General features: G+C 71.4%; 9 protein-coding genes. 4 read left to right on the forward strand and 5 right to left on the reverse strand.

The window, feature by feature from the left end; translation table 11 throughout:
- Nucleotides 1–47 precede the first annotated feature (47 nt).
- The 3 genes from GA0070607_RS03610 to GA0070607_RS03620 all read left to right on the forward strand — a co-directional run bounded on the left by GA0070607_RS03610 (nt 48) and on the right by GA0070607_RS03620 (nt 4,681).
- The gene (locus GA0070607_RS03610) at nt 48–677 is read left to right on the forward strand and encodes an ATP-binding cassette domain-containing protein (RefSeq protein ID WP_231930809.1); all 630 of its coding nucleotides are present in this window, start codon (nt 48–50) and stop codon (nt 675–677) included.
- Between the two features lie 84 nt (nt 678–761).
- Entirely contained in the window at nt 762–3,782 is a 3,021-nt protein-coding gene (locus GA0070607_RS03615) for an FtsX-like permease family protein (RefSeq protein WP_089016888.1), read from the forward strand.
- Nucleotides 3,779–4,681 carry an ABC transporter ATP-binding protein gene (locus GA0070607_RS03620; protein ID WP_089016889.1) on the forward strand — a complete coding sequence of 301 codons (903 nt, stop codon included), beginning with the start codon at nt 3,779–3,781 and terminating at the stop codon, nt 4,679–4,681. Before GA0070607_RS03615 ends, GA0070607_RS03620 begins: the two co-directional genes overlap by 4 nt.
- A 22-nt stretch (nt 4,682–4,703) precedes the next feature.
- Here GA0070607_RS03620 and GA0070607_RS03625 read toward each other — a convergent pair whose 3' ends face one another.
- The 3 genes from GA0070607_RS03625 to GA0070607_RS03635 form a co-directional block, all read right to left on the reverse strand.
- Entirely contained in the window at nt 4,704–5,345 is a 642-nt protein-coding gene (locus tag GA0070607_RS03625; RefSeq protein WP_089016890.1) for a GNAT family N-acetyltransferase, read from the reverse strand.
- Nucleotides 5,346–5,418: 73 nt separating this feature from the next.
- Entirely contained in the window at nt 5,419–5,904 is a 486-nt protein-coding gene (locus GA0070607_RS33175) for a TolB family protein (RefSeq protein WP_231930810.1), read from the reverse strand.
- 495 nt (nt 5,905–6,399) lie between these two features.
- A complete protein-coding gene (locus tag GA0070607_RS03635; RefSeq protein ID WP_231930811.1) occupies nt 6,400–7,695 on the reverse strand; it encodes an MFS transporter in 1,296 nt (431 codons plus the stop codon).
- Between the two features lie 222 nt (nt 7,696–7,917).
- On the opposite strand from GA0070607_RS03635, the gene GA0070607_RS03640 reads away from it, so the two are divergent.
- On the forward strand, nt 7,918–9,294 hold the full coding sequence (locus GA0070607_RS03640; RefSeq protein ID WP_089016892.1) for a CBM96 family carbohydrate-binding protein: 1,377 nt from the start codon (nt 7,918–7,920) through the stop codon (nt 9,292–9,294).
- Nucleotides 9,295–9,591: 297 nt separating this feature from the next.
- Here the strand turns inward: GA0070607_RS03640 and mmsB are convergent, their stop codons facing one another.
- A complete protein-coding gene (gene mmsB / locus GA0070607_RS03645; protein WP_089016893.1) occupies nt 9,592–10,842 on the reverse strand; it encodes a multiple monosaccharide ABC transporter permease in 1,251 nt (416 codons plus the stop codon).
- The gene (mmsA, locus tag GA0070607_RS03650) at nt 10,839–12,377 is read right to left on the reverse strand and encodes a multiple monosaccharide ABC transporter ATP-binding protein (protein ID WP_089016894.1); all 1,539 of its coding nucleotides are present in this window, start codon (nt 12,375–12,377) and stop codon (nt 10,839–10,841) included. The genes mmsB and mmsA overlap by 4 nt, the downstream gene beginning before the upstream one ends.
- Nucleotides 12,378–12,411: the final 34 nt, after the last annotated feature.

Genomic DNA, 12,411 nt, shown 5'->3' on the forward strand with positions numbered 1-12,411 from the left:
TGCGAATCCTCGGGGAGGGGCGGTTGCAGATGTTTACCATCCAGAAGATGACAGTCGGGTACGGCGACGCACCACCCGTCCTCACGGACGTCTCGGTGACGGTCCGGCCGGGTCGGGTGCTGGCGTTGACCGGCTCGTCGGGCGCGGGCAAGACCACCCTGCTCAATGCCATGGCGGGGCTGCTGCGGCCGCGGGACGGCGCGGTGACCGTCGACGGGCAGCCGCTCCGCGACCGCGATCACGCGGTGGACCACCGGATCGTCCTCATCCCGCAGGACAACGGGCTGGCCCCGATCCTGACCGCCGCGGAGAACGTGCAGGTGGCTCTCGTCGCCGGCGGCGTGGCACCGCCCGAGGCGCGCCGGCAGACCGCCGCGGCACTGGCTCAGCTGGGCCTCGCCGCCCAGGCCGACCAGCTGGTCGAGGAGCTGTCGGGCGGCCAGCAGCAGCGTACGGCCATCGCCCGCGGCCTGGCGCTGCGCGGCGGCGTGCTGCTGGCCGACGAGGTGACCAGCGAGCTGGACGCGGGCAACCGGCAACGGGTGCTGGGACTGCTGCACGACGAGGCCCGGCGGGGTGCGGCAGTTGTCTTCGCAACCCACGACGCGGAGGTGGCCGCCGCCTGTGCGGCCGAACTGCACCTCGTCGACGGGCGAGCGCAGATCGTGCGCGGTTGAGAGGCTCGCGGTAGGTCACCGGCTGGTATCGATCTGCCGGCGCAGGGCGGCGGGCGGGCCGGCCCCTCGATACCGTGACCGTCAATGTTGGCCATCATCTGGGGCGCGCTCGCGGCCCGTCGGGCCCAGGCTTTGGCGGTGCTCCTGCTCGCGGTGCTCGCCAGTGCCGCCGCCGCGGCCGCACCCGGCTACGTGGCCGCCGCCGGACGGGCCCTCGCCAGCGACGGGTTCTCCACCGCCGACCCGAACGAGCTGCGGCTGCGGCTCACCGACCCCACGGAGTACCCGGGGATGCCGGGCGACCCGACCGGAAGCGTGTTCGGCACCAAGGTCGAGCGACTCGCGCCGGCCGGGTTCGTTGTCGTCCTCGGCGCGCAGAGCGGCGGCGTCGCCGCTGGGCCGTCTGGGCGCGTGACCACCAGTCTGATCTACCGAGCAGGGGTGTGCGAGCGGGTCGCGGTTGTCGGCGCGTGCCCCCGGCCCACCTCGAAGGGGCAGCTGCCCGAGGTGCTGGTCAGCACGAATACCGCAGCGCATCTGGGTGTCGCCACGGGTGGCGAGTTCACGTTCGGCGCGGTGCCGGTGCGGGTGGCCGGCGTCTACCGGCCGCTGGACGCGACCGACCCGTTCTGGCTCGGCGGCGAATATCTCCGGCCGCCCGCACCGGGTTCGGCGCCCACGTCGGCCGTGGGCAGCGCACCTGACGCCATCTTCACCTCCGAGTCCTCGCCCTTGGCCGACGACGACGCCATCCTGTACCGGGCGATCGCTGACCTGTACGTGACCGAGCAGGCGGTGTCCACCCGGTCGGCGCAGGACCTACGGGACGCCGCCGCGGCGGTGACGCGCGACGGGAGCCGCGAGGGCTTCGGCGCCGGCACCTCGCTGCCGAGCCTGCTCGATCGCCTCACCCTCCAACGTGGGCAGCTGGCAGCTGGCGTGACACTGGGTGCCGGCCTGGTCGTCCTGCTCTGCTGGCTGGTGCTCTTCGTGGCGGTCAGCTCGGCGGCCGACGAGCGCCGACCGGAACAGGGCCTGCTCCTCCTGCGGGGCGTGCAGCGCCGACGGCTGTGGGCACTGGCGATCGGCGAGCACGCCGTACCCGTGCTGGTCGCGATCCCCCTGGGCTGCCTGGGCGGCCTCGCCGCCGCCCGACTGCTCGCCGCGCACACCCTGCCCGCCCGTGCCGACGTCACGGTGGACGCGACCGTGCTCGGCTACGCCGCCGTCGGCGCCGCCGGGGCGCTCACCGCGGTGCTGCTGGCCCAGGCGCGGACCCTGTCGGCACCGGTCGTCGACCTGCTGCGCCGGGTGCCGGCACGGATGCGGGGATGGCGGGCAACCGTCGGCGACATCGTCGCGGTGTCCATCGCGGTGGCCGCCCTGATGCAGTTGCACTCCGGCGGGTCGCCCTCGGGGTTGGCCCTGTTGGCGCCGGTGGCCGGCGCGCTCGCCGCGGGCCTCCTGCTGGCGCGGGTCGCCATGATCGCCGGGGCCGCGGTCGGGGCGGGGCTGCTGGCACGCGGCCGGACAACCGCTGGCCTCGCCCTCGTTCAGGTGACCCGCCAACCACGGTTCCGGCCACTGATCGCGCTGCTCACAGTGGTCGTCGCGATGCTCGCCTTCACCGCCGCGACGAGCGAGGTCGCGTCGGCCGCCTACACGGATCGGGCGACCGTCGAGGTCGGGGCGCCCCGCGTGATCGGCGTCGACGCGCTCTCGCACCGGCACCTGCTGGAGTCCGTCCGGGCCGTCGACCCCGAGGGGCGCTACGCGATGGCCGCGGTGGTGAAGGAGGCGGCGGCCGAGGCGGGCACGCCGGTGCTCGCGGTGGACTCGGACCGGCTGGCGACGGTGACCGCGCCACACTCGTCGTACGGCATGGCCCTGGCGGACGTCGCGCGAGAGATCCGCCCCGAGCCGCCCGGGCCACCGATCCTGCTGCGGGGACGTGAACTCACGGTGGTCCTCTCCGCCAGCTACGACGAGGAGGCCTTCGGCGGGAACCGCGTCCGCCTCTTCGTCTCGGTCGCCAGCAGGACCGGCACCCGCCGGATCACCGCCCACAAGGACATCAAGCCCGACCTTCGCGAATACCGCGTGCAAATGCCCGAGTGCGCACAGGAATGCCGGTTGGTCAACATGGAGATCGTCGCCCCGGTCACCCCCGACGCGCTGAAGATCCGCTTCGAGGGGGTACGCACCGACGACGAGGCGGCGCTGAGCGGCGCCGAGTTGGCAGACCTGCGGCGATGGCGGTTGTCCGACGCGGACGACACCTCCCTCTCCGCCACGAGCGACCGAGAGGCCGCGCTGGTCTTCGACATGGCAGAGGGGCGACGGTCCGGTCCGACCGCCATCTCCGTGGTCGACTCCCCGTTCCCGTTGCCCGGGTGGCTGACCCGGTCCAAGGAGATACCTGTCGGCTGGACCCACCCCTACGACGGGATCGACGGAACGCCGACGGAGGCATCGGTCGGGGGCTTGGCCGACCGGCTGCCGCGGCTCGGCGCATCCGGCATGATCGTCGACCTGGAGTACGCCGACCGGCTCGCCGTCGCCGGCCAGACCGGTGTCAAGGAGGTCTGGTTGGCGCCGACGGCGCCCGCCGACATACTCGACCGGCTGCGGGCACAGGGTCTGGTCATCCAGTACGACCGGACTATCGCCGCAGCGCGACAGGGTTTCGACCGACAGGGGGCGGCGCTGGCGTTGCGATTCAACCTGTTCGCGGCGCTGGCCGGGGTTCTCATCGGGGCGGCCGGCCTCATCGCGGCCGCAGCGGCCGAACAGCGCAACCGGGTCACGATGCTGGTGGCCCTCCGCCGGCAGGGGCTGCCCGCACGCGCCGTCCGCGGCGGCTACGGATGGCCGGTGGCGGTCGCCACCGTGTCCGCCGGTCTCGCCACCCTGGTGATCTGGCTTCTCACCCGCAGTGGGCAGCGCCTGTTCAGTGACGGCCGGTCGCCGGTCCCGTTGCCCGACTGGCCGGACGTTGGCCGACTGCTGCTGTTCGTGCTGCCCACGGTCGTTCTCTTCGCCCTCACCGCGGCGGTGCTCGGCCGGTTCGTCGCCGCCTCGGTTCGTCGCCGGACCGGCCGATGACCGACGCATCGCGCACGGAGGGCGTACCGGTCACCTGCCACCGGCTGATCCACATCTACACGACCGGAACCGGCGACGTGGTCGCGCTCTCCGGCGTGGACCTGTCCATCTCCGCCGGCGAGATGCTGGCTCTGGTCGGGCCGTCCGGCTCGGGCAAGTCCACCCTGGTTTCCATACTTGGCGGGCTCATGCGGCCCAGCGCCGGCCGGGTGTACGTGGGCGACCATGATCTGTCCCGGCTCTCCCCGAGCGATCTGGCCGCCCTTCGCGGGCCCACTGTCGGCACTGTGTTGCAGGGCGCCGAGCGCAACCTGCTGCCGTACGTGTCGCTGTCGCGCAACATCTGGTTGGCCCAGCGTCCGGCGGCGCGGATCGCCGGGCGTCGGCTGGACCCACCGGAGGCGATCCTGGAACTCGTCGGTCTCGCCGGCGCCGGCGCGCGCCGCTCCGGCGACCTGACCCCGGGGCAGCGTCAGCGGGCCGCACTGGCACAGGGGCTCGCCGCCGGGCCCGGTCTGCTCCTGGTCGACGAGCCGACCAGCCAGCTCGACGGGACCGGCCGCGACGAGGTGCTCGCCGCGCTGGCCACCATCAACTCCGAGCGCGGGACGACGGTGGTCGTGGTGACCCACGACGGTGACGTCGGTGCCCAGCTGGGTCGAGCCGTCACCATCCGGGACGGCCGGGTGGGCGCCGAGGGCCGCAACGGCCGCGACTTCGCCGTGGTGGCCGGGGACGGCACGATCCAGTTGCCGCCGGAGACGCTGGCGAGCTTCCCGGCCGGGACGCTCTTCGAGGTCGACCACACCGATGAGTCGATCACCTTGCGCGCGACCGCGCACCCGTCAACACCTCGGAACGGCGAGGTGGTGAGGGGCGAGCGCGGTCCCGCCGGTTGACGACCAGCCGTCGAGCCGGGCGTCAGAGGCCGAACATCGGGCGGCAGGCCTCCACACCGTCGACCCGCACAACGGGCCGCTGCTGGCGCGTCCACGTCTGCCTGGTGAGCCTCAGCCGGTCAGATACCAGAGCCTCGTCGCCCCGAGCGTCGACGGAGATGCCGTCGTGCTCATAGCCGAGCTTGCGGGACACGCCCTGGGAAGCGTGGTTGTCCTGGAACACCTCGGTGCGGGCGGCTCGCGCCCCCAGGTGGTCGAAGGCCAGCGTGAGCAGACCGATCCGGGCCTCGGTTCCGTAGCCTTTGCCCTGGTGGTCGATTCCCAGCCAGGCCGATGTCGTGACCTCCCGAACGACCGCGAAGTCGTTCGCTCGCAGGGTGACCACGCCGAGCGGGCACCCGTGGTGGAACACACCGAGCGCGAGCCGCCACTGTGCCGCGCTCCACCCCGCGAGCTGACCCCAGTGCGCCCGCAACACGAACCGCGCCCGATCCTCCGGGCTGCCGTCGGTCCACGGGGTCAGGAACGGACGTTCATCCGCGCGGTGCACGCCGTCGCCGGCGAGCTGCGCCAGCGCCGCCAACTCCTCGTCCCTGGGCAGGCGCAGTTCGAGGCGTGGCGTCGAGATGGTCAGGCCGTACTGGGGCCACAGGTCGGCAAGCATGGGCTGATCATGATGCCGGCGGCTCGGCCCCGCTACCGGTTTGTGGGGCCGCTCCCCCGGCCGCGCTCGGCCCTCAGGTGAGCGGGGACGGGGATTCGGCGCCCGGCAGAACCAGTGTCGGTGTACCGGACCCGTCGGCCGGGACGGTCCAGACGTCGGGCCGGCCGTCGCTCTGGCGCAGGGTGTAGGCGAGCGTGCCGGCGTCCAGCCAGGCCGCCTGGTCGTCGACGGTGGCCGTCTCCGCCGTTGCGGTCACCCGCATGGTCGCCAGGTCGAGGACCGACAGCCGCCAGCCCTTCGCCGGGTCGGCGTCGATGGCCTCCTTGAAGGCGATCCGGCTGCCGTCCGGCGACAGCGACGGGCACTCGACGTTCTCCTTCATCGTCTCCACCCGGCGGGCGGTGACGTCACCCCGGACCAGGTAACGCTTCCCGCTCGTGGACATGGTCGCGTAGAAGCGGTTGTCGTCGGCGGTGAAGGTGACGCCCCAGAAGTTGACGTCGGGGTTGCGGTAGGCGCGACCGTCCCGGGTGACCGCGAACTCCTCCAGCGACAGCACAGTGGCGCCGGTGGTGGTGTCGAGGATTCCGGTTCGCGTGGAGAACCCGCTGCTGGTGTAAGGAGTCGCCGCCGACGAACGTGGTCCAGGAGACCATCCGGCCGGAGGACGAGACGCGGGCCCGGTTCGGCAGGCCGGGCACGGGAACCGACCGCGTCGGTCGCAGCGCGGCGTCGAGCACGACAACCTGGTACGTCCACGGCGTCTCCGGCTTCAGGCAGACGCCGGTGCCGGCCGCCGCGTACACCCGAAGGCACTCCAGGTCGGACACGGTGCGCGGCCCGGCGGGGTCGGCCACGGCGACGGACGAGACGTGCCGGTCGGTGAGCGCGAGCAGGCGCGGCCCGGGCGTCAGGGTGACCGCCTGATCGGCGCCGGACGCGGGTGGTCGGGTCCGGTCCCGCCGCGCGGCCGTGGCGGTGTAGCCGACCGCCACGGTGCCCAGCAGCACCGTCGCGACGGCCACCACACCGAGTTTCGTTCGGGTCGACAACGTCATCGGGACACCTTCCGGGTGAGCAGGCGGGACGGGGTGGCCAGCAGGAGCACCGTGCCGACGAGGACTCCGCCGACGGCCAGGGCCGCGAGCCGGATCGCGGTCTCCGGTCCCCACGCCTGCCAGGTGAGACCGAACAGGACCGAGGAGACCAGGTACGCCAACGCCTGCCCGGTCTGCACGAGCGCGATGCCGGTGGTCCGCAGCCGTGGTGGCAGCACCGGCCCCGCGAGCGCGATGAGCACACCGTCGGTGGCCGCGTAGAACGTGCCGTACAGCGCCAGGGTCAGCGCGAGCGCCGGCCAGCCGTGGAACGGGCCGGCCAGCAGCAGGTACGTCACGCCGAGGGTCGAGTAACCACCGACCACCACCGGCAGCCGGCCGATCCGGTCGGCGAGCACGCCGAGCGGGGCGGCGAGGACCAGGTACGCCAGGCTGGTCCCCACCGCGAGCAGCGGAAACCACAGCAGTCCGAGGTCCTCGCGGCGCTGGAGCAGCAGATAGACGAAGCCGTCGCCGATCGTGGCCAGCCCGAGCAGTGCCGCCGCCAGCAGCAGGCGGTGGGCTGGACGGCTGCGCAGCAGACCGACCGCCTCGCGTACGGAGACCTTCGGTTCGTCCGGGCCGTCCGTCGGCTCGCCGGAAGGGCGCTCCCGAACGAAGAGCACGAGCACCACGACGGCCAGTGCGGCGACGCAGAAGCTGGTGACGAAGACCGCGTCGTACGACTGCCAGACGGCCAGCAGGACCGCGAACGCGGCCAGCGGTCCGAGGAACGCGCCGACACTGTCCATTGCACGATGCACACCGAACGCCCGGCCCAGCGCCTCAGGTGGTGTGGAGAGCGTGATCAGCGCGTCGCGCGGTGCGCTGCGTAGGCCCTTGCCGAGCCGGTCGACGGCGATGACGGCCCCGATGGCCGGGACCGACCGGCCGGCGAGCAGCAGGCCGAGCTTGGCGGCGGCCGAGAGCGCGTAGCCGACGCCGGCCACCAGCTTGCGCCGGCGGAACCGGTCGGCGGCGAAGCCGCCGACGACTCGCAGCAGCGCGCTCGCGCCGGTGTGGACGCCGTCGAGCACGCCGAAGGCCAGTGGGCTGAGTTGCAGACCCAGCACCAGGTAGAGCGGCAGGACGGCGGTCACCATCTCGGCGGAGACGTCGGTGATCAGGCTGACCGTGCCCAGGGCGACGACGTTGCCGCCGACCAGGGCCAGCCGGCGGCGGGGCCGACCGGAGGCGGGTGGATCGGAGGGAGGCGGGTCGGCGTCCGGTCGGGAGACGGTCGACAGGTACACGAGCATCTCCTCGAATCGGCGGCCTGACGGTCAGCCATCCTGCGAACTGATCGAAGGGGTTACAAGGGGTCGTCGGGGGCGAGCAGGCATGCGGCGGGTGAACACATGGGGAACATCGAAATGTTTCGCTTTCCGAGCGTACTGTTCATCCGGCCGTAGTCCGCCGGTTCGGCGACCTTCCTACGTTCCTTGCGCTCGACACACGCAGAGAAGGGGTCCTGGATGGACATTCGATTCCCCCGCCCACCGGTGACGCTGGCGGCGGTCGCGGTGCTGGTCGCCGCCACCGCCGCCGTCGTCGTGACCGGCGCAGGTGCGGCGTCGGCGGCCACCGTGACGTTCACGCCGGTCGCCGACGCCTACGTCCAGAGCGACACGGCGTCCACCAACTACGGCACGTCCACGCAGATCGTGGCCGACAACTCCCCCGTCCGACGGTCGTTCCTGCGCTTCACCGTGAGCGGCGTCAGCGGCACGGTGACCACCGCGAAGCTGCGGCTGCGCACGATCAGCGGCAACAGCGGCAGCGACGCCGGTGGCACGTTCCGCAGGGTGTCCAACTCGAGTTGGTCGGAGACCGGCACCACCTGGAACAACCAGCCGGCCATCGACGGGGCCACGCTCGGCTCGATCGGGGCGGTCAGCGGCGACACCTGGTACGAGCTGGACGTCCGGGCGGCGGTCACCGGCAACGGCACGTACAGCTTCGGGGTGACCTCCGCCAGCGGCGACGGCGTCTACTACGACTCGCGGGAGAGCGGAGCCGACGCCCCGCAGCTGGTGGTCACTAGCGGAACCACGCCGCCGCCCTCCGGTGACCCGGTCCTGGTCGGAGCCGGCGACATCGCCAACTCCGGCTCGGGCGACACTGCCACCGCGGCGCTGCTCGACAGCATCCCCGGAACGGTCTTCACCACCGGCGACAACGTCTACAGCAACGGCACCGCCGCCGAGTTCAGCAGCTACTACGCCCCCACCTGGGGCCGGCACAGGGCGCGCACCCGCCCGACGCCGGGCAACCACGACTACAACACCTCGGGAGCCACCCCCTACTACAACTACTTCGGTACGCAGGCCGGCCCCAGCGGCCGCGGCTACTACTCCTACGACCTCGGCAACTGGCACGTCGTGGCGCTGAACTCGAACATCAGCATGTCGGCGGGCTCCACGCAGGAGCAGTGGCTACGGGCCGACCTCGCGGCCAGCAGCAAGCCGTGCACGCTGGCCTACTGGCATCACCCGCTGTTCACGTCCAGCTCCAACCACGCGCCGTCGACGTCGACGCGACCGCTGTACCAGGCGCTCTACGACTACAACGCGGACGTCGTCGTCTGGGGGCACAACCACGTGTACGAGCGGTTCGGCCCGATGAACCCGGCGGGTGGCTACGACGCCAGCCGCGGCATGCGCAGCTTCGTCGCCGGGATGGGCGGTGCGGACCACTACAGCTTCGGCACCATCCAGCCCAACAGCGAGGCCCGGAACAGCTCGGCGTTCGGGGTACTGAAGTTCACCCTGCACGCCGGCAGCTACGACTGGCAGTTCGTGCCGGTCGCCGGGCAGACCTACAACGACAGCGGCACCGGCAACTGCCACTGATCCGTCGGCCCCGCTGCGCTGCTCGCAGCGCAGCGGGTCGCCGTCCGGGCGGACGGCGGTGCGGGAGACGCCGAGCGTGCTGGCGGTGGCCAGGGGCCTGGCCGGGCCCTGTAGAGCTGCCCCAGATATGAGACATCGCCATTCAGCAGCGCACCGCACCGCATTGCCCCGCCGGCAGCACACCGCAGTGCACGGCAGCAGCGGTCCATGTATGGGGCAGCTCGACAGGACCCGCGCAGGGGCCGGTACAGCCCCTGACTCCGCCGACTGGTCGATCAGTTGCCTGGAAGCGCGGCGTCAGCGGGTTCCGGCGGCGCGTCGCTTGTTGTAGACGTCGAAGGCCACGGCCACGAGCAGAACGAGCCCCTTCACCACCGACTGGGTCGACTGGTCGACGCCCATCAGCTGCATGCCGTTGCTCATCACCGCCATGATCAGACCACCGACCATCGCGCCCACCACGGTGCCCACACCGCCGGTGACCGCCGCGCCACCGATGAACGCCGCGGCGATCGCGTCCAGCTCGAACATGTTGCCGGCGGCCGGCTGGGCGCCGTTGGACCGCGAGGAGTAGATGACCCCGGCCACCGCCGCCAGGAAGCCCATGTTGACGAACATCCAGAAGTTGACGGTGCGGACCTTCACCCCGGACAGCGCCGCGGCCGAGAGGTTGCCGCCGATCGCGTAGACCTGACGACCGAAGACGGTACGCCGGGTGAGTAGGCCGTAGACCAGGACGAGGACCGCCAGGACGATCAGCACGATCGGAAGACCACGGGCGTGCGCCAACTGCCAGGCGAAGTACATGATGACCGCGCCGACCACGGCGACCCGGGCGACGAACAGCGGGAACGACTCGACGGGCTGCTGGTAGCGGATGCGCGCGACACGGGTGCGGAAACCGCTCACCGCGTACCCGGCCACGGCGACGGCTCCGATCAGCAGCGTGAAGGCGTCGAAGCCCTGCCCGCCGAGCAGTCCGTTGAGGAATCCCGCCGCGACGCGCTGGTACTCGGCCGGGAACGGCGACAGCGAGATGTTGTCGAGCACCCGCAGGGTGAGGCCACGGAACAGCAGCATCCCGGCCAGGGTCACGATGAAGGCCGGGATCCCGGCGTACGCCACCCAGAAGCCATGCCAGGCGCCCACCGCGACCCCGACGACGAGCGCGGCCAGGATGCCGACCCACCACGGGTAGCCCTGCTGGATGACCAGGACCGCGGAGACCGCTCCGGTGAGCGCGACCACCGACCCCACCGACAGGTCGATGTGCCCGCCGATGATCAGGATGACCATCCCGATCGCGAGCACCAGGATGTACGAGTACTGCAGGACGATGTTGGTGATGTTGCCGGGGCTCAGCGACACCCCGTCGGTCAGGATCGCGAAGAGCGCGACGATGACGACCAGGGCGACGTAGATCCCGCTCTGCCGCAGGTTGTTCAGCACCAGGGCCCGCAGGTCGCTCGTCCCGGTGTGCAGGGCGGCGGCCGGCGCGCTGTCCGGGGGCGTCGGGCGCTCCGTCGAGGGGGTCTTGATGCTGGTCATCCGACGAGCTCCTTGTCCTTGGTCATCAGCTCCATGAGGCTCTCCTGCGTCGCCTCGCCGACCGGCTTCTCACCGGTGATGCGGCCGCCGGCGAGGGTGTAGATGCGGTCACACATCCCGAGCAGCTCCGGCAGCTCGGAGGAGATGATGATCACCGCCTTGCCCTCGGCCACGAGCCGGTTGATGATCGTGTAGATCTCGTACTTGGCCCCGACGTCGATCCCGCGGGTGGGTTCGTCCAGGATCAGCACGTCCGGGTCGGTGAAGAGCCACTTCGACAGGACGACCTTCTGCTGGTTGCCGCCGGAGAGCTTGCCGACGACCGCCATCACGCTGGGCGCCTTGATGTTCATCTCCCGCCGGCTCGCCTCGGCGACCTTGATCTCCTCGTTGCCGTTCACCCAGCCCAGCCGGGCCAGCCTGGCCAACGCGGCGGCGGAGACGTTGCGGCGGACGTCGTCGATGAGGTTCAGGCCGAACCGCTTGCGGTCCTCCGTGACGTAGGCGATGCCGTTGTCGATCGCCTCCGCGACCGTACGGGCCCTCACCTCCCGCCCGTGCACGAAAAGCCGACCACTGATGTCGCGGCCGTACGACCGGCCGAACACGCTCATCGCCAGCTCGGTGCGCCCGGCTCCCATCAGCCCCGCGATACCGACGACCTCACCGGCCCGCACGGAGAGGCCGACGCCCTCGACGACCAGCCGGTCCTGGGTCGGGTGCCGTACCGTCCAGTCCTCGATCCGGAGCACCTCCCCGCCGGGGGACGACACGCGGTCGGGATAGAAGCTGTCCAGGTCGCGCCCGACCATGCCCCGGATGATCCGCTGTTGGGTCACGTCGTCGGCCCGCATGTCGAGGGTCTCCACCGCGCGCCCGTCCCGGATGACAGTGGTCGAGTCGGCGATCGCGGTGATCTCGTTGAGCTTGTGGGAGATCATGATGCAGGTGATCCCCTGCTCCTTGAGCTGCCGCAACAGGCCGAGCAGGTGAGCCGAGTCGACGTCGTTGAGCGCGGCGGTCGGCTCGTCCAGGATGAGCAGGCGTACCTTCTTCGACAGCGCCTTGGCGATCTCCACGAGCTGTTGCTTACCGACGCCGAGCTGGATGACGGGGGTGACCGGGTTCTCGTGCAACCCGACGGACGCCAGCAGCTCCGCCGCGTCGGCGTTGGCCCGGTTCCAGTCGATGAGCCCGCTGCGGCCGCGGCGTTCGTTGCCGAGGAAGAGGTTCTCCGCGATCGACAGGTACGGCACCAGGGCCAGTTCCTGATGGATGATGACGATGCCGTTGGCCTCGCTGTCGCGGATGCCACGGAACTGCATCGGCTTGCCGTCGAACAGGATCTCGCCGTCGTAGGAGCCGGACGGGTGCACGCCGGAGAGCACCTTCATCAGCGTGGACTTGCCGGCGCCGTTCTCGCCGCAGATGGCGTGGATCTCGCCCCGGCGCACCGCGAGGGTGACGTCCTCCAGCGCGGTCACCCCGGGGAAGGTCTTCGTGATGCGACGCATCTCGAGGATGGTGTCGTCCATGGTCACTGTCCTCAGTCGGATCGGGACGTGGTAC

The organism is Micromonospora coriariae (assembly GCF_900091455.1).
Lineage (GTDB): Bacteria > Actinomycetota > Actinomycetes > Mycobacteriales > Micromonosporaceae > Micromonospora > Micromonospora coriariae.